Source organism: Mycobacterium sp. NGS49, from assembly GCF_059812565.1.
In genome coordinates this window covers 1-18,673 of the sequence record NZ_JCALCX010000013.1, presented here as the reverse complement: position 1 = coordinate 18,673, position 18,673 = coordinate 1, and the positions used below count along the sequence as shown (strand labels likewise).

18 protein-coding genes are annotated in these 18,673 nt (G+C 67.2%); 11 read left to right on the top strand and 7 right to left on the bottom strand.

Annotated elements, in window-relative coordinates; all coding sequences use genetic code 11:
- Positions 1-24 precede the first annotated feature (24 nt).
- The 3 genes from AC5Y7D_RS15120 to AC5Y7D_RS15110 are packed head-to-tail and all read right to left on the bottom strand — an operon-like array spanning position 25 to position 2,407.
- Entirely contained in the window at positions 25-948 is a 924-nt protein-coding gene (locus tag AC5Y7D_RS15120) for a cyclopropane mycolic acid synthase family methyltransferase (protein ID WP_499925264.1), read from the bottom strand.
- A 23-nt stretch (positions 949-971) separates the two neighbouring features.
- Positions 972-1,472 carry an FAS1-like dehydratase domain-containing protein gene (locus AC5Y7D_RS15115; protein ID WP_499925263.1) on the bottom strand — a complete coding sequence of 167 codons (501 nt, stop codon included), beginning with the start codon at positions 1,470-1,472 and terminating at the stop codon, positions 972-974.
- 44 nt (positions 1,473-1,516) lie between these two features.
- Positions 1,517-2,407, bottom strand: coding sequence for an HAD family hydrolase (locus AC5Y7D_RS15110; RefSeq protein WP_499925262.1), 891 nt, complete (start codon positions 2,405-2,407; stop codon positions 1,517-1,519).
- A gap of 119 nt (positions 2,408-2,526) precedes the next feature.
- Here AC5Y7D_RS15110 and AC5Y7D_RS15105 point away from each other — a divergent pair, with 119 nt between their 5' ends.
- From AC5Y7D_RS15105 to AC5Y7D_RS15075, 7 genes are all read left to right on the top strand, one after another.
- A complete protein-coding gene (locus tag AC5Y7D_RS15105) occupies positions 2,527-2,799 on the top strand; it encodes a glutaredoxin family protein (protein ID WP_499925261.1) in 273 nt (90 codons plus the stop codon).
- A 115-nt stretch (positions 2,800-2,914) separates the two neighbouring features.
- Positions 2,915-4,291, top strand: a complete 1,377-nt coding sequence (locus AC5Y7D_RS15100) for a glutamyl-tRNA reductase (protein ID WP_499925260.1) — start codon at positions 2,915-2,917, stop codon at positions 4,289-4,291.
- A 13-nt stretch (positions 4,292-4,304) separates the two neighbouring features.
- Positions 4,305-5,252 carry a hydroxymethylbilane synthase gene (gene hemC / locus AC5Y7D_RS15095; protein ID WP_499925641.1) on the top strand — a complete coding sequence of 316 codons (948 nt, stop codon included), beginning with the start codon at positions 4,305-4,307 and terminating at the stop codon, positions 5,250-5,252.
- Positions 5,253-5,274: 22 nt separating this feature from the next.
- Positions 5,275-6,942, top strand: coding sequence for a bifunctional uroporphyrinogen-III C-methyltransferase/uroporphyrinogen-III synthase (locus AC5Y7D_RS15090; protein WP_499925259.1), 1,668 nt, complete (start codon positions 5,275-5,277; stop codon positions 6,940-6,942).
- Complete coding sequence (gene hemB, locus AC5Y7D_RS15085) at positions 6,942-7,931, top strand: porphobilinogen synthase (RefSeq protein ID WP_499925257.1); 990 nt, start codon at positions 6,942-6,944, stop codon at positions 7,929-7,931. The genes AC5Y7D_RS15090 and hemB overlap by 1 nt, the downstream gene beginning before the upstream one ends.
- 11 nt (positions 7,932-7,942) lie before the next feature.
- Entirely contained in the window at positions 7,943-8,497 is a 555-nt protein-coding gene (gene mce1N, locus AC5Y7D_RS15080; protein WP_499925639.1) for a transport-regulating membrane protein Mce1N, read from the top strand.
- Positions 8,494-8,736, top strand: coding sequence for a hypothetical protein (locus AC5Y7D_RS15075; protein ID WP_499925256.1), 243 nt, complete (start codon positions 8,494-8,496; stop codon positions 8,734-8,736). Before mce1N ends, AC5Y7D_RS15075 begins: the two co-directional genes overlap by 4 nt.
- Here the strand turns inward: AC5Y7D_RS15075 and AC5Y7D_RS15070 are convergent.
- On the bottom strand, positions 8,720-9,160 hold the full coding sequence (locus tag AC5Y7D_RS15070; protein WP_499925254.1) for an STAS domain-containing protein: 441 nt from the start codon (positions 9,158-9,160) through the stop codon (positions 8,720-8,722). The two genes, AC5Y7D_RS15075 and AC5Y7D_RS15070, sit on opposite strands and share 17 nt — an antisense overlap.
- 278 nt (positions 9,161-9,438) lie before the next feature.
- Here AC5Y7D_RS15070 and AC5Y7D_RS15065 point away from each other — a divergent pair, with 278 nt between their 5' ends.
- A complete protein-coding gene (locus AC5Y7D_RS15065; protein ID WP_499925637.1) occupies positions 9,439-10,668 on the top strand; it encodes an acyltransferase family protein in 1,230 nt (409 codons plus the stop codon).
- A 27-nt stretch (positions 10,669-10,695) separates the two neighbouring features.
- Here the strand turns inward: AC5Y7D_RS15065 and AC5Y7D_RS15060 are convergent, their stop codons facing one another.
- Entirely contained in the window at positions 10,696-12,009 is a 1,314-nt protein-coding gene (locus AC5Y7D_RS15060) for a DUF2252 domain-containing protein (RefSeq protein ID WP_499925252.1), read from the bottom strand.
- Between the two features lie 150 nt (positions 12,010-12,159).
- Here AC5Y7D_RS15060 and AC5Y7D_RS15055 point away from each other — a divergent pair, with 150 nt between their 5' ends.
- Positions 12,160-12,855: an Rv0518 family GDSL lipase gene (locus AC5Y7D_RS15055; protein WP_499925250.1), complete on the top strand. Its 696-nt coding sequence runs from the start codon at positions 12,160-12,162 to the stop codon at positions 12,853-12,855.
- Positions 12,856-13,094: 239 nt separating this feature from the next.
- Here AC5Y7D_RS15055 and AC5Y7D_RS15050 read toward each other — a convergent pair whose 3' ends face one another.
- Positions 13,095-15,230, bottom strand: coding sequence for an acyltransferase family protein (locus AC5Y7D_RS15050; RefSeq protein WP_499925249.1), 2,136 nt, complete (start codon positions 15,228-15,230; stop codon positions 13,095-13,097).
- 3 nt (positions 15,231-15,233) lie between these two features.
- Positions 15,234-16,055, bottom strand: coding sequence for an alpha/beta hydrolase (locus tag AC5Y7D_RS15045; RefSeq protein ID WP_499925636.1), 822 nt, complete (start codon positions 16,053-16,055; stop codon positions 15,234-15,236).
- Between the two features lie 145 nt (positions 16,056-16,200).
- Between AC5Y7D_RS15045 and AC5Y7D_RS15040 the strand changes: the two genes are divergently transcribed.
- Complete coding sequence (locus tag AC5Y7D_RS15040) at positions 16,201-17,670, top strand: amino acid permease (protein WP_499925247.1); 1,470 nt, start codon at positions 16,201-16,203, stop codon at positions 17,668-17,670.
- 108 nt (positions 17,671-17,778) lie between these two features.
- Positions 17,779-18,672 (top strand): manganese catalase family protein, encoded by an 894-nt coding sequence (locus AC5Y7D_RS15035; protein ID WP_499925246.1) that lies wholly within the window; start codon positions 17,779-17,781, stop codon positions 18,670-18,672.
- The last annotated feature ends 1 nt before the right edge of the window (position 18,673 follow it).

Genomic DNA, 18,673 nt, shown 5'->3' with positions numbered 1-18,673 from the left:
GCGGCGTTACGGTAGTGCGTCGGATTACTTGACCAGGGTGAACTGGCAGACGTTGGTGTAGCCGTCGCGGAACAGGTCCGAACAGCCCCGCAGGTACTTCATGAAGGTTTCGTACTCCTGCTCGCCCTTGAGCTCGATGGCCTTCTCCTTGTTCGCTTCCAGCGCGTCGGCCCAGGCGTTCAAGGTGGGAACGTAGTTCTTCCCGATGAAGTGGTGGCGCTCGATCTTGAAACCGGCCTCGGTCGAGTAGCGGTCCACCTGCTCGACCTGCGGCAACTTCCCCCCGGGGTAGATCTCCCGGAGGATGAAGCTGATGAAGCGCAACAGGGTCATCGTGGTCTTCAGGCCCATCTTCTTGCCCTCTTCGGCAGTGGGCACCACGATGGTGTGCAGCAACATCCGGCCGTCATTGGGTAGCAGGCTGTAGTACTTCTTGAAGAAGGTGGCGTAGCGCTCGTATCCGGCGTCGCCGGCGCCATCGGCGAAGTGCTCGAACGCGCCCAGCGACACGATGCGGTCAACGGGTTCGTCGAACAGCTCCCAGCCCTGCAACCGCACCTCTTTGCGGCGTGGGCTGTCCATCTCGTCAAACTTCTGCTGGCAGTGGGCGAGTTGGTTCTCGCTGAGCGTCAGACCGATCACATTGACGTCGTAGTGCTCGACGGCGTGCCGCATGGTCGAACCCCAGCCGCTGCCGATGTCGAGCAGCGTCATCCCGGGCTCGAGGTTGAGCTTGTCCAGTGCGAGCTTGCGCTTGGCGAACTGTGCCTCTTCGAGCGTCTTGGTCTGCGGCTCATCGATGTTCGGATTTTCGTCGAAGTACCCGCAGCTGTATGTCATTGACGGATCGAGCCACAGCTTGAAGAACTCGTTCGAGCGGTCGTAGTGCGACTGCACATCCTCTACCGGCGGCTGTAGTTGGGTCCCACCCGTGGTGCCATCTGTCATGAAAGGGACGCTACCTGCTGGGTTCAGATCGATGCAATTGCGGCCACGGTAGCCTCGGTGTCGGAATCATGCTGCGCCGCTTCGCCCAGCATGGTGACAACGCTGGTGATCACCGGCTTACCTTCGCCGTCGGTCACTTCGCTGCGGATTTCGGCCAACACCGTGCCGTGTGACTGGATCACGGAGTCGAGGTAGGTGTCGAAGTGCAACTCGTCACCGACCACGATCGGGCGGTGGAACTTGAACTTCTGGTCGCGGTGCATGACCCGGGCGATGTTGATCGGGATGCTGAACTTGGTGAAGATCTCGAGCTGCACCCGTCGCCCCGCGATAGCCAGGAACGTCAGCGGCGCCGGCAGGCAGTCGTAACCGGCCTCGGCGGCGGCGGCTTCATTCTGGTGGATCGGGTTTTCGTCTTTGACCGAAAGCGCGAATTCACGGATCTTTTCGCGTCCGACCACGAAGTAGTCTTCCTGCCGGTAGTGCTTACCGATGATGCCTTCGGCTCCCTGGGGAACAGTCATGCCGCCGCTTTCCGATCGAAGAGTTAGCTCAGCGGCGCAGCCTATCAGCGCGGTTGGCGACGGGAGGCCAGAGCCGCCAACGCGCCGCCCGCCGCGCCCAGCGCCAGTGCCGAGGGGACCCCGATGCGGGCGGCCTTGCGGGCGGTGCGGAAGTCGCGGATTTCCCATCCCCGCTCGCGGGCCAGGCTGCGCAGGCGGGCATCCGGGTTGATCGCGACCGCGGTGCCCACCAGGGACAGCATGGGGACGTCGTTGTAACTGTCGGAGTATGCGGTGCAGCGCTTGAGGTTGAGTCCCTCCCGGATCGCCAGCGAGCGCACCGCATGCGCCTTGCCGGTCCCGTGCAGGATGTCACCCACCAGCCGGCCGGTGAAGATTCCGTCCACCGATTCAGCGACCGTGCCCAGGGCGCCGGTCAGGCCCAGCCGCCGGGCGATTGTCGACGCGAGCTCATAGGGGGTCGCGGTGATCAGCCACACCTGCTGGCCGGCGTCGAGGTGCATCTGGGTGAGTTCGCGGGTCCCCGGCCAGATCTTGTCGGCGATGATCTCGTCGTAGATCTCGTCGCCCAGCCGTATCAGTTCGTCGACGGACCGGCCTTCGATGAAGGTGAGGGCCTTGCGCCGGCCGGCGGCGACGTCCTGGCTGTTCTCCCTGCCGAGAATCTGAAACTTGGCCTGCGCGTAGACGAAGCCGAGCACGTCGCGATAGGTGAAGTAGTCCCGCGCCGCCAGTCCGCGGCCGAAGTGCACCGCTGAGGACCCCTGCACCAAGGTGTTGTCCACATCGAAGAACGCGGCAGCGGTCAGATCGATGGGCGGCTGGGGGCGCTCGGTCGGGTTGGCGCGGATGTCGACCAGCGCCCGTTCGGCGCTGGCGTTGGCGGCCAGTGACTCCAGGTCGACGCGACCGCTCACTGGGTCAGAGGAAGCCATGGAAGAGATGAGCCAAACCTCCCAAGTCGCTGAGTAGCCCGGTTCCCGGTCCGGTGAAAGCTGTCGAATCGAAAACAACCCTATCCGGCCGGGGCGAAACCAATGCCAGACTGGTGGTCATGACAACGCCCGGGATCCGGCCGCAGGTGCAACTGCTGACCCGCGCCGGTTGCGTGATCTGCGAGCGGATGCACGCCCGGCTGGCCGAGTTGGCCGCCGAGCTCGACTTCGACCTGTTCAGCATCGACGTCGACGCTGCCGCGGAGGCCGGAAGACCTGAATTGCGGGCCGAATTCGGCGACCGGCTCCCGGTGGTGTTGCTCGACGGCCGGGAGCACAGCTATTGGGAGGTCGACGAACCACGGTTACGGGCCGACCTGGCGGTCCGGTGACCGCCTCGCGCCGTGCGGCCTGGACTCGATATTTGGTGGCCCACCTGACAACCGTCTACCGTAGTCATCAGTTCACTTTCCAAAGCTGCAAGGGAGCGGGCCAGGTGATGCTGCCGTGAGCATCCTGCTCTTCGGGGTTTCGCACCGCAGTGCGCCGGTCTCCGTGCTGGAACAACTCAGTGTCGACGAGTCGGATCAGGTCAAGATCGTCGACTTGGTGCTGCAGTCGCCACTGGTGAGCGAAGCCATGGTGCTCTCGACGTGCAACCGCGTCGAGGTCTATGCCGTCGTCGAGGCGTTTCACGGCGGACTGTCGGTGGTCGGTCAGGTGCTGGCCGAGTACTCGGGTCTGCCGATGGGTGATCTGACCAAACACGCCTACGTCCGCTACAGCGAGGCCGCCGTCGAGCACCTGTTCGCGGTGGCCAGCGGGCTGGATTCCGCGGTGGTCGGTGAGCAGCAGGTACTCGGTCAGGTGCGCCGCGCCTATGCCTCCGCCGAGGCCAACAGCGCGGTCGGACGGGTCCTGCACGAGTTGGCTCAGCGCGCGCTTTCGGTGGGCAAGCGGGTGCACTCCGAAACAGCGATCGACGCTGCGGGCGCCTCGGTCGTGTCGGTCGCCCTCGACATCGGCGAACGCAAGCTGGGCAGCCTTGAGGGCAAAACGGCCGTCGTGATCGGCGCCGGCTCGATGGGGGCGCTGGCGGCGGCACACCTGACGCGCGCCGGCATCGGCCGGGTGCACGTGCTGAACCGGTCGCTGGCCCGGGCCCGGCGGTTGGCCGACCGGATGGAGGTATCGGGCATACCGGCGCAAGCGCTGACGCTCGATCGACTGCCCCACGCGCTGGCCGACGCCGATGTGGTGGTCAGCTGCACCGGGGCGGTCAGCCCGGTGGTGTCGCTGGCCGACGTGCACCACGCGCTGGTCAGCGCCCCCCGCGACGAGGCGCACAAGCCCCTGGTCATCTGCGATCTCGGCATGCCGCGCGACGTCGACCCGGCGGTCGCCGGACTGCCGGGTGTGCTGGTGGTCGATGTCGATCGGGTGCAACACGAACCGTCGGCGCATGCCGCGGCCGCCGACGTGGACGCGGCCCGCCGCATCGTGGCCGCCGAAGTCGCGGCCTATCTGACCGGACAGCGGATGGCCGAGGTCACACCGACGGTCACCGCGCTGCGCCGGCGTGCCGCCGACGTCGTCGAGGCGGAGTTGCTGCGGTTGGACAACCGGTTGCCCGGCCTGGACTCCGCCGAGCGCGAAGAGGTGGCCCGGACCGTGCGCCGGGTGGTGGACAAGCTGCTGCACGCACCCACGGTGCGAATCAAGCAACTGGCCAGCGCGCCGGGCGGCGACAGCTATGCCGAGGCGCTGCGCGAACTCTTCGAACTGGAACAGACCGCCATAGACTCCGTAGCGTCCGTCGCCGCCGTCGCCACCGGTGAATTCGCTTCTCCGTCAACGGAACTCGACGGTCCATCGGCCGAGTGACTGATTGGCACACGTGATCCGGATAGGCACTCGGGGCAGCCTGCTGGCCACCACCCAGGCCGCGACCGTAAGAGACGCGCTGATCGCCAACGGCCATCCGGCCGAATTGGTGACCATCAGCACAGCCGGTGACCGCTCGTCGGCTCCGATCGAGACGCTGGGTGTGGGAGTGTTCACCACCGCACTGCGCGAGGCCATCGAGGACGGGCGCGTCGACGCGGCTGTGCACTCGCACAAAGATTTGCCGACCGCCGCCGACCCCCGGTTCGTCATCGCGGCCATACCGCCGCGCAACGACCCCCGCGACGCGGTCGTCGCCCGCGACGGGCTGGTGCTCGGGGAGTTGCCGGTGGGTTCGCTGGTGGGCACCTCCTCCCCGCGACGGGCCGCACAGCTTAGGGCATTGGGTCTCGGTTTGGAAATCCGCCCCCTACGAGGCAACCTAGATACCAGGTTGAACAGGGTAAGCAGTGGTGATCTGGACGCCGTCGTGGTGGCCCGGGCCGGATTGGCCCGACTGGGCCGTCTGGATGACGTCACCGAGACGCTGGAGCCGGTGCAGATGTTGCCAGCGCCAGCTCAGGGCGCTCTCGCCGTCGAATGCCGGGCCGGCGACAGCCGGTTGGCAGCGGTGTTGGCGGAGCTGGACGACGCCGACACGCGCGTGGCGGTCACCGCGGAGCGTGCTCTGCTCGCCGAACTGGAGGCCGGTTGCTCCGCACCGGTGGGCGCGATCGCGGAAGTGGTCGAGTCCATCGATGAGGAGGGGCGGGTCTTCGAAGAGCTGTCGCTGCGCGGCTGTGTGGCGGCACTCGACGGATCCGACGTGATCCGCGCGTCCGGGATCGGCACCACCGATCGGGCACGGGAGTTGGGACTCTCGGTCGCCGCGGAGTTGTTCGAGCTCGGCGCCGCAGAGTTGATGAGGGGAGCGCGGGAAGACCCCCCGCGAGGAAATTGAAAGAGACGTGGGAGCGACAACGATGACGCGAGGGCGTAAGCCGACACCGGGCCGCATCACATTCGTGGGCTCCGGTCCCGGCGACCCCGGTCTACTGACCACCCGGGCGGCCACGGTGCTGGCGAACGCGGCCTTGGTGTTCACCGACCCCGATGTGCCCGAGCCGGTCCTGGCGCTGATCGGCAAGGACCTGCCTCCGGTTTCGGGCCCGGCGCCCGCCGAGGCGACGCCCGGTAGCTCCGACGCCGTGGTGGGAGGTGCACCGAGCCCCGAGACCGCCGCCGCCGTGATCTCGGAAGGCCCCGACGTTCGTCCCGCGCTGGGCGATCCCACCGAAGTCGCCAAGACGCTGACCGCCGAGGCCCGCTCCGGCGTCGACGTGGTGCGGCTGGTGGCGGGTGACCCACTGTCGGTAGACGCGGTGATCACCGAGGTGAACGCCGTCGCCCGCGCCCACCTGCATGTCGAGATCGTGCCCGGCCTGGCCGCGACCAGTGCGGTTCCGACCTACGCGGGATTGCCGCTGGGGTCCTCGCACACCGTCGCCGACGTGCGTGACCCCAATGTGGATTGGGAGGCCTTGGCCGCCGCTCCCGGGCCGTTGATTCTGCAGGCCACCGGTTCGCACCTGGCCGACGCCGCCCGCACCCTGATCGACCACGAGCTGGCCGACAACACACCGTGCGTGGTGACCGCGCAAGGCACCACCTGCCAGCAGCGTTCGCTCGAAACGACACTGCAGGGCCTGACCGACCCCGCCGTGCTGGGCGGCGCCGATCCGGCCGGTCCACTGACCGGGCCGCTGGTGGTGACGATCGGCAAGACGGTGGCCAGCCGGGCGAAGCTGAACTGGTGGGAGAGCCGGGCACTGTACGGCTGGACCGTGTTGGTACCCCGTACCAAGGACCAGGCCGGTGAGATGAGCGAGCGGTTGGCGTCGTACGGCGCGCTGCCCATCGAGGTGCCGACCATCGCCGTCGAGCCGCCGCGCAGCCCCGCGCAGATGGAACGCGCCGTCAAGGGCTTGGTGGACGGCCGGTTCCAGTGGGTGGTGTTCACCTCGACCAACGCGGTGCGCGCGGTGTGGGAGAAGTTCGGCGAGTTCGGTCTGGACGCCCGCGCGTTCTCCGGGGTGAAGATCGCCTGCGTCGGCGAGTCGACGGCCGACCGGGTGCGCGCGTTCGGCATCAGCCCGGAACTGGTGCCCTCCGGCGAGCAGTCGTCGATGGGACTGTTGGACGAATTCCCGCCCTATGACAGCATTTTCGATCCGGTCAACCGGGTTCTGCTGCCGCGCGCGGACATCGCGACCGAGACGCTGGCCGAGGGACTGCGCGAACGCGGCTGGGAGATCGAGGACGTCACCGCCTACCGGACCGTGCGGGCCGCCCCGCCACCTGCGTCCACCCGGGAGATGATCAAGACGGGTGGCTTCGACGCGGTGTGCTTCACCTCCAGCTCCACCGTGCGCAACCTCGTCGGCATCGCGGGCAAGCCGCACGCGCGCACCATCATCGCCTGCATCGGGCCCAAGACCGCCGAGACCGCGGCCGAATTCGGCTTACGGGTGGATGTCCAGCCGGAGACGGCAGCGGTGGGCCCGCTGGTCGACGCGCTGGCCGAGCACGCCGCCCGGTTGCGCGCCGAGGGGGCGCTGCCGCCGCCGCGCAAGAAGAGCCGCCGGCGCTAGTGGCGTTCAGCGGCTATCCGCGGCAGCGGCCGCGCCGGCTCCGCTCCACCCCGGCCTTGCGTCGTTTGGTGGCGCAAACCTCCTTGGAGCCAAGGCATTTGGTGCTGCCGATGTTCGTCGCCGACGGCATATCGGAACCGCGACCCATCCCTTCCATGCCGGGTGTGGTGCAACACACCCGCGACTCGCTGCGCAGTGCGGCCGCCGATGCGGTGGCCGCCGGCGTCGGCGGACTGATGCTGTTCGGCGTGCCCCGCGAACAGGACAAGGACGCCGTCGGGTCGGCCGGCACGGATCATGACGGTGTCCTCAACGTGGCGCTGCGTGATCTGGCCAAGGATCTCGGCGATGCCACCGTGCTGATGGCCGACACCTGCCTGGACGAGTTCACCGACCACGGACACTGCGGGGTGGTGGACGCGTCGGGCCGGGTGGACAACGACGCGACGTTGGCCCGGTACGTGGAACTGGCTGTAGCGCAAGCCGATTCGGGTGCGCACGTGGTAGGACCGAGCGGCATGATGGACGGCCAGGTGGGTGCGATCCGGGACGGTCTGGACGCGGCCGGGTACTCCGACGTCGCCATCCTCGCGTATGCCGCCAAGTTCGCCTCGGCGTTCTACGGCCCGTTTCGTGAGGCGGTGTGCTCGAGCCTGTCCGGTGACCGGCGCACCTATCAGCAGGAGCCGGGCAACGCCCGGGAGGCGCTGCGGGAGGTCCAGCTGGACCTCGAGGAGGGTGCCGACGTTGTGATGGTCAAACCCGCAATGGGATACCTCGACATCGTGGCAGCAGCAGCGGCCCAGTCGCCGGTTCCGGTGGCCGCGTATCAGGTTTCGGGGGAGTACGCGATGATTTGTGCGGCGGCGGCGAATAATTGGATCGACCAACGTGCCGCGGCGGTGGAGTCGTTGACCAGCATCAGACGTGCGGGGGCGGATTTCGTGCTGACTTACTGGGCGGCCGACGCGGCGAGGTGGCTCGCATGACGGAGGCACACATGGGATCGACACCGCAGGCCGGGGACAAGCGGCTGTTCTACGAATCTGGCGCGAGCTGGTACTGGGTGCTGGCAGGACCGCTGTCCGCGGTGTCGCTGATCTACATCCAGCACGTCAACCATGTCCCGATCTCCCTGCTGGTGCCGGCGGTCTTCCTGGTCCTGGTGTCTGCCTTCGTGGCGTTGCAGGTGAAGGCGGCGCGGATCCACACGTCGGTGGAACTCACCGAGGACGCCCTGCGCCAGGGCACCGAGACCATCCTGGTGCGCGAGATCGTCAAGGTGTTTCCCGAGGCCGAGAACTCGGTGGCCTCCGGCAAGCCGCTGGCCAGGTGGCAGTCGGCGCGGGCGCTGGGTGAACTGGTCGGAGTGCCGCGCGGCCGGTACGGCATCGGTTTGAAGCTCAGCGGCGGCCGCACCGCACAGGCGTGGGCGCGTCGTCACCGTCACCTGCGGGACGCGCTGACGCCGTTGGTGGAGAAGCGGATGGGGCCTTATGTCCCCGAGGTCGCCGACGAGCTGGATCCGTTCGACGACGACGAGTCGATGCTGTGACCGCCCGCGCGGTAGTGGAGTTGGTGCTGGCTGCCGCCGCGCTGGTGGCGACCGTGCTCAGCTGGCTGCACACCCGCTCGACGATCGCGGTCGCGCCGGTGGCCGACGGCCAGCCCCCGACCGTGTCGGTCGTTTACGACCCGCAGCAATTGGTGCTGACGCTGTTGCTGGCGACGGTGGCCGGGATTTTCGCCGTGGTGGGGCTGAGTAGGCTCAGGCGGGCTAAGCGGACTTCTTGACCAGCGGCAGCACCAGCTGGCGGCGCCCGTTGATGCTGTCGGCCAGGTAGCCAAGCGCCTCGTGCACCGAGCGGGTCATCGGAAGCGTTGCCTCAGCGGGGTCGCTGACGTCGCCCAGCAGGGCGCTCACGACGGGATTGGCCACGATCATCCACTCCACGCCGGCCGCGCGGCATTCGTCGTCTAGGACGTCGAACAGCGCCACTCCGGCCGAGGAGAAATGGGTCACCGCACTCAGATCAAGTACCACGGCTTTGTCGCACAGCACGAAACGCCGAACGGATTCACCGACTTGGTCGACGTTGACGGCGTCGATCTCGCCGCTGATGGTCACGACGGTGGCCAGGTGCCGACAATGCGCCCGGATCCGGGCGCCACTGCACTCGACGGCGCCGGAAACGTGCGGTGTGATTGCGGTAGTCATCAAAGAGCCCCATTTCCCCGTGGCAGGCCGACCAAAACCCTGGTCTCTAAGGTGCCCGCAAAACATAAGGAGACTGGTAGCCGCGACTAACTTCTTGCTAAGAAGCGGCTCGTCGGACGTCCCGAGATCCTGCGCAGCGGCTCCGCTGTTAGGCTGCCGGTTGCCGGTCGGGGGGCTGGACAGCGGCGGGAACGCCCCGGTTGGCCGGTGAATGACGGATCGAGTTGCGGAAAATAGCAAAGAACCCAGGCGGAAAGAACCTCGTGCGCAGCGTAGAGATGAAGGCCGAGATCCGCGGGGAGATCAAGGCACTGACCGGGCTGCGCATCATCGCGGCGCTGTGGGTGGTGCTGTTCCACTTCCGCCCGATGTTGACCGACGTGTCGCCCGAGTTCCGCGAGAACCTGGCACCGGTACTCAACTGTGGCGCCCAGGGCGTCGACCTGTTCTTCATCCTCAGTGGGTTCGTGCTGACCTGGAACTACCTCGACCGCATGGGTGGGGCGTGGTCGACACGTGCCACGGTGCACTTCCTGTGGCTGCGGCTGGCCAGAGTGTGGCCGGTGTACCTGCTCACCATGCACCTGGCCGCCTTGATCGTGATTCTGAGCCTGCACGTCGGGCACGTGCCCCTACCGGAGGTCAGGGACCTCACCGCCATCAGCTACGTGCGTCAGGTCCTGTTGGTGCAGTTGTGGTTCGAGCCGTTCTTCGACAACACCAGCTGGGACGGGCCGGCCTGGTCGATCAGCGCGGAATGGCTGGCCTACCTGTTGTTCGGCCTGATCGTCCTGGTGATCATGCGGTTGGAGCGGACCACCCGGGCGCGCAGCCTGATGGTGCTGTCCTTCGCCGCGTGCCTGCCGCCCGTGCTCCTGCTGCTGGCCAGCGGCTATTTCTATACGCCGTGGAGCTGGCTGCCCCGCATCGTCACCCAGTTCATCGCGGGTGCGTTGGCATGTGCCGCGGTGCGCAGGTTGCGGCTGAGCACCCGTGCCCGGCACGTGGCGGGATACCTCTCGCTGCTGCTGGTTGTCGCCATGGTGGGCATCCTCTACTGGTTCGACGCGCACCCGATCAGCGGTGTGGTGGACAGCGGGGGGGTGGTGGACGTGCTGTTCGTGCCGCTGGTCATCACGCTGGCAATCGGCCTGGGCAGCCTGCCGTGGGTGCTCTCGACCCGGGTGATGGTGTACGGCGGCGAGATCTCGTTCTGCCTGTACATGATTCACGAGCTGGTGCACACCGCGTGGGGATGGGCGGTGTTGCAGTTCGAGCTCACGCCGCAGGACAACCCGTGGAAGTGGAATGTCATCGCGCTGATCGGGATTGCGGTGTTGTTGTCGGTCCTGATGTACCACTTCGTCGAGGAGCCGGCCCGGCGCTGGATGCGCCGGATGGTCGGCGCCAGACCCGCGCCCGCGGGTAGCCGGCCGGACGACTCACCCACCGCCAGGTTGCACCCGATCGACGGTGCGTTGTCCGAGGTTTCCTCGCGCGCGGTGTGACGGGCGCTCGCCGGCCGCCCGCCAGGGTCAGGTCGCGCTGACTCCCGGGATCCGGCCCTCCCGGAATGCCTCGACGAAATGCCGGTGGTCGTCACGCACGACCGCGGCGTACTCCAGCCCGAACGTGACCATGTCGGCGACGAAGTCGTCGAGGCGGTCACCGATCACCGCGACGATCGCCTCCTCGGTCTGGAAGTCGACCAGCGACTGGTCGCTGTCGGCGTCACCTACGCAGTGCACCTTGGCGACCGCCTGCCCGAGCTGTTCGACGACCTCGGCGATTTCGTCGGGTTCGGTCAGGTCGTCCCACTCCAAGTCGGATTCATACGGGGACAACTCGTTGACCACGAAGCCGACTCCGTCTATTTCGGTGTAGCCGAGCAGCTGGTCGGCGTGGGCTTGCAGCGCACGCTGGGAGATCGCGGTGCGATGCCCGTGGTGCTTGAAAAAATCCCGCACTTGCGGATCGGTGACCACCCGGCTCGGCGCGGCGACGTTGCCCTGCTTCATCGACAATACGATGTCGTTGTCGAGCGCCTGATTGAAACCCTCGATCAGGATCGTGTAGTTGGGCAGGCCCGCGCTGCCGATGCCGAAGCCCGTCTTGCCGATCACGTCCTTGACGTCGTAGGTGACCTGGTGCCGGCGCGTGGTGTTCGGGATGGTCTGCAGGTAGCGCCCGAAGGCGGCAATCACCTTCTCGCGTTCGGCGTCGTCGAGCCGGCGAACTCCGGGCGCGTCGCGGAACTGACGGTCCCATTGATCCACCCGCGTCATCTTGTCCAGCATTTCCGCGCGCGTCGACAACCGCGCCGATTGCAGGGCCGCCAGCACCGCGCCACGGGCGGTCTGCAGATTCAGAGAGAACGACGAGTCGTCGTCGACGTCGACGAACCAGTGCACCTGCTCCACGTAGGAGCGGACGAACGTCTCGATCAACCGCGAGATCTCCGCGTCGGACAACGCCTTCTGCCAGCACATCAGGGCGACGCTGCCGGCGAACCGTTGCAGATCCCAGGAGAAATGACCGATGTAGGCCTCGTCGAAGTCGTTCACGTCAAAGATCAGCACGCCGGAGCCGTCCATGTAGGTGCCGAAATTCTCCGCGTGCAAATCGCCCTGGATCCATACCCGTCCGGTGCGCTCGTCGGCCCAGCGGTCCTCCCGGTCGGCCATGTCCGCGTAGAACAGACACGCACTGCCCCGGTAGAACGCGAACGGGTCGCCGGCCATCTTGCGGAACTTGGTGCGAAACGCGTCCGGGTCGGCCTTCATCAGGTCTTCGAATGCCCCGACGAGACAGTCGACGATGAACGATTCGCGGTCCGTGCTCTTGGCCATGACACTGTCTACCCCGCGTCGCGGCAAACAACGCCGGCTGCCGGAATTGCCCCGAAATGCCGGGGCCGCAAGCGAGTTGACCGATGGTTGGCGTCGGGCCCTCGTACGATTTCAGGTAGATGCATTCCAGGCGTTCACACGGAGGTCGCAGTGACTCGGCTGGCCACCTTCATCTTCAGCCTCACCGCGGTGGCGGCGGTGGCTTTGTCGCACCCGGCCGATCCGGTGCAGGTCCGGCCGTATCGGGCGCTCACCCTGGACCTGCGGCTCAAACCCGTCGCCGTGATCGGCGACTCGTACACCACCGGCACCGATGTTGGCGGTCTGGGACCGAACTCGTGGACTGCCCGGACCTGGGAAACGCTCACCGCCCCCGGCCTGCGCATCGCCAGCGAAGTGGCGGCCGAGGGGAGAGCCGGGTACGGGGTACCGGGCGACCACGGCAGCATCTTTGCGGACCTGACGGCCCGGGCGGTCCGGCCCGACGACGTGCTGGTGGTGTTCTTCGGTTCCCGCAACGACCAGGACGTCGACCCGGTGCTGCTGGCCCAGCGCGTGCACGCCACGTTCGCCCTTGCCCGCCGGCTGGCGCCGGCCGCGCGGTTTCTGGTGATCGGACCGCCGTGGCCGACGGCGGAAGTGCCGGTGGCGGTGTTGGTGATTCGCGATGTGCTGGCAGGCGCGGCGTGGGGCGCCGGCGCGGACTTCGTTGACCCGATCGGCGATCGCTGGTTCGTGGACCGGCCCGACCTGATCGGGACGGACGGCGTGCACCCCACCGATGCCGGGCATGAGTACATGGCGGACAAGATCGTGCCACTCATTCGGTGGCAACTGTCGAAGTGAGACAAGCGCCGGCGGACGACGCGTGCAGTGCGCCGGCGTCGATCAGTCTTCTGCGTGCCTGTCGTAGTCCCAACGCTCGAGGCGTGCCTGCAATTGGACTAGCCCAAGCCCGGCGACTGGCGCGGCTGCGGTAAGCAGAACCAACAGCATCGGACTCATGTCAAAACCTCCAAAACCCTTCTATTGGTATCACGTTCGCCGTCATCGCGAGGTTCATTCGCCGATAAAACGCCGCCGTGTCATTCATTTGTTATGGCGCGGTCGGCCAGCGCCCCCATGACGGGCGCCAGGAGCTGCGCGTATTGCGTGGTGATGTGGTTGTCGTCGCGGAATACCAGGGTGTCGCCGACGATCACCGGGCAGCGTTGCGCACTGCAGAACAAGTCGGTCAGGTCCGCATACGCGCCGCCGGCCGCGGTGGTCACCCGTTGCTCGGCCCCGATGCCGTCACCGTTGACCGCAATCGATCTCAGCGGCGCGCAGGCGCCGGCGTCGTCGAGATGGGCGGACAGGCACGTCGGCGCCGACGACTGCGGGTCGGCCACCGGACCCAGCACCAGAACTCGTGAGCCCACGGCGCGCAGTTGCGCCACCACCCGGGCCAGCGCGTCGATCCACGCCGGATCGTAGGAGGCGAAGCTGAAGTCGGCGTGGTATCGGCGGCTCATGCTCAGCACCACCAGTTCCGGCCGTTCGGCCTGCAGTCGGCTGACGATCTCCCCGCGCCATTGTTCGCACTCGGTGTACTTGCGGCCCAGGTATGGGCTGACGATCGGAATGTCCAGGAAGGGGCAGGTGACCTTGGCCATCGCCTCCAGCCGCCAATGCCGTTGCTCGGCGACCTGGCGCAGCGCCGGCTCCCACATCGCCGCATGCGAGTCGCCGATGAGCGCGACGGTGATGCGGGAAGCGGCCGAAGCGTCCCCCACCACGGACGCGCATTCGCTCTGACCGACGTCGCGCCAGGACCGCATGCAGCCGTTGACGAAAATCGCTGCCTTGTCGCCGGGTGCCAGCGCCAGGGGCGGCTTGAGGTTGGACGGCACCGCGTGCAGCCCGTCCGAGCCGGCCAGCATCTCGCGCGCTTGGTCGAACGCCTGCCGGACGGCCGCTTCCCGGGGACTCAGCCGGGTGTCGGGCGGCGGGGGCAGGGCGACGATTCTGGCCTGCGGGGCAGCGTTGCCGTGCCCCACCGGCGCGGGCACCGCGGTCAGCAAGACCGCGCACGCGCATGCCGCCACTGCGCTGGCGGCGCCGGCCGCCAGCAGGCTGGCCTTGGCGGAGCGGCGCAGCGCAGCGGCGAACCGGCCGGGGTTCTCGACGGCGTGCATGGTGATCACCGCGAGGCCGGCCGACACCGTCGTCGCCGCCAGCCGGCCCGGCAACCCGCCGGGATCGCCCAGCAGCGGCGGCAACAGCAGCAGCACCGGCCAGTGCCACAGGTACCACGAGTAGGACACCCGGCCGACGGCCCGCATCACCGGAGGGCACAGCACCCGGCCGACGCCCATGCCGCCGGTGACGCAACCGGCACCGATCACCAGCGCGGTGCCCAGCACCGGCAGCAGTGCCGAGGTGCCGGGGTAGGGCGTGTGGGGGCCCAGCTGGGTACAGGTCAGCAGGATGAGTGCCAGGCCGCCGCACCCTGCGATGGTGGCGGGCCGCAGCGGCAGCCGCTTCCACTGGCTGACCGTGAGCGCCACCAGGCCGCCGACGGCCAGCTCCCAGGCCCGGGTCGGTAGCGAGAAAAACGCCCATGGGGGTGAGCTGCGGGTCCACCACACCGCCGCCGTCAGCGAGGCGGCGCCGACCAGCGCCAGTACCACCGCGTACGGCGCCTTACCCGGCGTGCTTTCGCGGCCGACGCGCCGGACCAGCCATGCGGTGCCGATGATCAGGGCCGGCCACAGCAGGTAGAACTGTTCCTCCACACCCAGGGACCAGTAATGCTGGAACGGCGACGGCGGCAGGTCCGAGACCATGTAGTCGGTGCCTTGGGCGGCGAACCGGTAGTTGCCGACGTAGAGCATGCTGGCGATGCCGTCGATGAACACCCGCCGGGCCTGCAGCGGCGGCAGTACCGCGGCCGCGACCGCCGCGGTCACGACGCCGACGGTGGCGGCGGCCGGCAACAGGCGCCGGGCTCGGGCAGCGTAGAAGCGGCCCAGCGCAACGGTTTTCGTGGTCTGTACCTCGCGCCAGAGCAGGCCGGTGATCAGGTAGCCGGAGATGACGAAGAAGACGTCCACGCCGATGTAGCCGCCGCCGATGCCGGGAAGGCCCGCGTGGTAGAGCACGACGGCGATCACGGCGACGGCGCGCAGGCCTTCGATGTCGGGCCGGAAGGGGGTGCGAGGGGTATCCGCATCGGTCATGATCTAGGTCGCCATCCAGGCCAGCTCGCCCGGCAGCTGCGCACGCCAGTAGTCGACGTCGTGGCCGCCCGGGGAGAAGCTGCCCGCCGGCTTCTTCTTCAGCTGGCTGACGAATTGGCTCGAGGCGAAGAAGAAGCGGTCGCCGATGCCGCAGTCGACCCGGATGGGGATGGAGTTCAGCACCGGCAAGCCGAACACGGTGTTGCGGTTCCAGTCGTCGATACTGTCGAACGCGCCGGGCGCGCTGCCGATGTAGGACATGTACAGCGCCGGGCTGATCGCACAGATACCCGCGGTGCGTGCCGGACCCAGCCGGGCGCCCAGCAGCAGCGCGCCATAGCCACCCATCGACCAGCCCAGGAAACCGACCCGCGAGGTGTCCATGCCCATCGAGGTCAGCATCGGCAGCAGCTCTTCGAGCACCATGGTGCCGGAGTCCTCGCCGTTGGCCCGGCGGTGCCAGTAGCTGCTCGCGCCACCGTCGACGCCTACCACCGCGAACGGTGGCTTGCCTGCGCTGACCAGTTGCGCGAGTGCATCCTCCACGCCGCAGTCCAGCATCATGTTGGCGTCGCCGTCTTTGCCGTGCAGCGCGATCACCGGGCGCGGCATCCTGGTCTGCCCCGGCGGCATGGCGATCACCCAATTGGTCTTGATGCCGCCGCGGGCGGCCGAGACGAACGAGCCGGTCAGTTTGGTCGGCAACGTCTTGCCCGCCGTCGGCGGGTCGAACGGACTGGGCGCGGTCGGTGCGGCCATGGTGGTGAGTGGATCGAGCAGGGCGCTCAGCGCCCAGACACCGGCCGCCCCGGCGCCGGCACCCATACGCAGCACCGAACGGCGGGTCAGGTCGGCCACGATCGTCAATGATGCCGCGCGGAAGCGGGTTTGATGTCCCTGCCACGCCGTATTGCAAGACAGTCGTAACGACGGCGTGATCGGCAGCCGTCCGAGCTGCTAGCGTCCGGTGATGCCGCACTGGCAAGGCCAAGCTGACGGCCGGCGCGAACAACCGCCGGACGACGGCCCGGCTGTCCCGGCCGCTCCTGGCGAGCCGGCCGGGAAACCCACGCTGGAACAAGGACTTTCGCAGCGCCAGCTGAGTATGATCGCCATCGGCGGCGTGATCGGCGCCGGGCTGTTCGTCGGCTCGGGGGTGGTGATCTCCGAAACCGGTCCGTCGGCGTTCCTGAGCTACGCAATTTGTGGTCTGCTGATCGTCCTGGTGATGCGGATGCTGGGCGAGATGGCCGCGGCGAATCCGTCGACCGGGTCGTTCGCCGACTATGCCGCGACCGCGCTGGGCGGTTGGGCGGGTTTCTCGGTCGGCTGGCTGTACTGGTACTTCTGGGTCATCGTCGTCGGCTTCGAGGCGGTCGCCGGCGGAAAGGTGCTCAACTACTGGTTCCCGGCGCCGCTGTGGCTGTCCGCGTTGGGTCTGATGTTACTGATGACGGCCACCAACCTGTTCTCGGTGTCATCCTTCGGGGAGTTCGAATTCTGGTTCGCCGGAATCAAAGTGGCGACCATCGTGATCTTCCTCGCGTTGGGGACGGCGTTCGTCACCGGCCTGCTGCCCGGCCATCATCTGGACGTCGCCAACCTGACGGCTCACGGCGGCTTCTTTCCCAAGGGCGTGGCGGCGGTTTTCGCCGCCATTGTGGTGGTGATTTTCTCGATGGTGGGTGCCGAAGTGGTCACCATCGCCGCCGCGGAGAGTCGCGATCCCGAACGCGCGATTGCGCGGGCGACGAGGTCGGTGGTCGCGCGCATCGTCGTCTTCTTCGTCGGCTCGGTGCTGCTGCTGGTGGTCATCATGCCGTGGAACTCGGTGGAACTCGGTGCCTCGCCCTATGTGGCGGCGCTGCGGCACATGGGTATTCCCGGCGCGGATCAGATCATGAATGCCGTGGTGCTCACCGCGGTACTGTCGTGTCTGAACTCGGGCCTGTACACGGCATCACGAATGTTGTTCGTACTCGCCGGCCGGGGGCAGGCGCCGGGCAAGCTGGTCAGCCTGAGCCGGCGGGGTGTTCCCGCGGCGGCGATCGGCTTTTCTTCGCTGGTGGGCTTTTTGTGTGTGTTGATGGCCTGGTTGGCGCCCGATACCGTATTCCTCTTCCTGCTGAACTCTTCCGGTGCGGTCATCTTGTTCGTTTATCTGCTGATCGCCGTATCGCAGATCGTGTTGCGCCGCCGGGCATCTGCGGAGAAGTTGCGGGTGAAGATGTGGCTGTTTCCGGTGCTGTCCGTACTCACGGCGGGGGGAATCGTCGCGGTGCTTGTGCAGATGGCGTTCGACCGGGGCACCCGCAGCCAGCTGTGGCTGAGCCTGTTGTCCTGGGCGGTGGTCTTGATCGTGTATCTCCTGACGCCGAATTTCCGTCGTAATCGGATGGCCCGCAGGATAATTGGAGATCCCGGTGAAGACGCCGGCTGAGCCGGCGCGGGTTTGGGTGCGGCGAGTCAGTTTGGACTACTGCGGCGAGGGTAACCGGCCAGATCGGGTCGAGACACACACGCAACAGCCCTGGGAGACAAAGGCACTATGTTCATTCACAACAAGGATCTGCAGTTCGAGGTACGCGTCAACCAGCCGGATCCCCGGTTCGCCTCGCTGCTGATGGAGCAGTTCGGCGGGGCCAACGGCGAGCTGACCGCCGCCCTTCAATACTTCATTCAGGCTTTCGTGCTGCGGGAGAAGAATCCCAAGATGTACGACCTTTTCATGGATATCGCCACCGAGGAACTCAGCCACCTGGAAATGGTCGGGTCGTTGATCACCATGTTGCTGGACGGTTTGAACGACGACCTCAAGCTGGCCAACGACCGCTGCGACTGGATGCCGCTGGTGGCCGGCAAGGACGGTCGGGAACAGGCCATCCACCAGGTCGCCGTCAACCCGATGTTCTTGGTGCTCAGCGGCGGTGGACCCGACGCCAAGGATTCCGCGGGCAACAACTGGACCGGAGCGTTCATCGACGCCAACGGTGACCCGACGGTAGACCTGCGCAACAACCTTGCCGCGGAGTCGCGCGCTAAGGTCGTCTACGAGTACCTCAAGCAGTTCACCGACGACCCGGGCGTTCAGGAGACGTTGACCTTCCTGATGACCAGAGAAGTCGCGCACTACCAGCAGTTCACCGCCGCTCTCAACGAACTGCCGGTCAACTTCCCGCCCGGCACTCTGGCCGGCGACGAACGGTTCCAGAACGTGGCCTTCAACATGTCCAACGGCGGAGGCTCGGTGCGGGGGCCGTGGAACCAGGGCCAGGGTCCGTGGCCCGAGGGCACCGAATGGCAGTACGTGGAAGAACCGACCACGCAGTGGCTCGGCAGCACCCTTCGGCAGAACACCGGCATGGACACCAACCCCGAAGGCTCGCCTGCGGTTCCCAGTGAGAAGCCGTTCGCCCACGAGCAGCGGATGCCCACCGCGTAGC

Coding starts and splice junctions, on each gene's coding strand:
- AC5Y7D_RS15120 (WP_499925264.1), bottom strand. CDS start 948: ATGACAGATGGCACCACGGGTGGGACCCAACTACAGCCGCCGGTAGAG.
- AC5Y7D_RS15115 (WP_499925263.1), bottom strand. CDS start 1,472: ATGACTGTTCCCCAGGGAGCCGAAGGCATCATCGGTAAGCACTACCGG.
- AC5Y7D_RS15110 (WP_499925262.1), bottom strand. CDS start 2,407: ATGGCTTCCTCTGACCCAGTGAGCGGTCGCGTCGACCTGGAGTCACTG.
- AC5Y7D_RS15105 (WP_499925261.1), top strand. CDS start 2,527: ATGACAACGCCCGGGATCCGGCCGCAGGTGCAACTGCTGACCCGCGCC.
- AC5Y7D_RS15090 (WP_499925259.1), top strand. CDS start 5,275: ATGACGCGAGGGCGTAAGCCGACACCGGGCCGCATCACATTCGTGGGC.
- mce1N (WP_499925639.1), top strand. CDS start 7,943: ATGGGATCGACACCGCAGGCCGGGGACAAGCGGCTGTTCTACGAATCT.
- AC5Y7D_RS15070 (WP_499925254.1), bottom strand. CDS start 9,160: ATGACTACCGCAATCACACCGCACGTTTCCGGCGCCGTCGAGTGCAGT.
- AC5Y7D_RS15065 (WP_499925637.1), top strand. CDS start 9,439: ATGAAGGCCGAGATCCGCGGGGAGATCAAGGCACTGACCGGGCTGCGC.
- AC5Y7D_RS15060 (WP_499925252.1), bottom strand. CDS start 12,009: ATGGCCAAGAGCACGGACCGCGAATCGTTCATCGTCGACTGTCTCGTC.
- AC5Y7D_RS15050 (WP_499925249.1), bottom strand. CDS start 15,230: ATGACCGATGCGGATACCCCTCGCACCCCCTTCCGGCCCGACATCGAA.
- AC5Y7D_RS15045 (WP_499925636.1), bottom strand. CDS start 16,055: ATGGGTGCCGGCGCCGGGGCGGCCGGTGTCTGGGCGCTGAGCGCCCTG.
- AC5Y7D_RS15040 (WP_499925247.1), top strand. CDS start 16,201: ATGCCGCACTGGCAAGGCCAAGCTGACGGCCGGCGCGAACAACCGCCG.
- AC5Y7D_RS15035 (WP_499925246.1), top strand. CDS start 17,779: ATGTTCATTCACAACAAGGATCTGCAGTTCGAGGTACGCGTCAACCAG.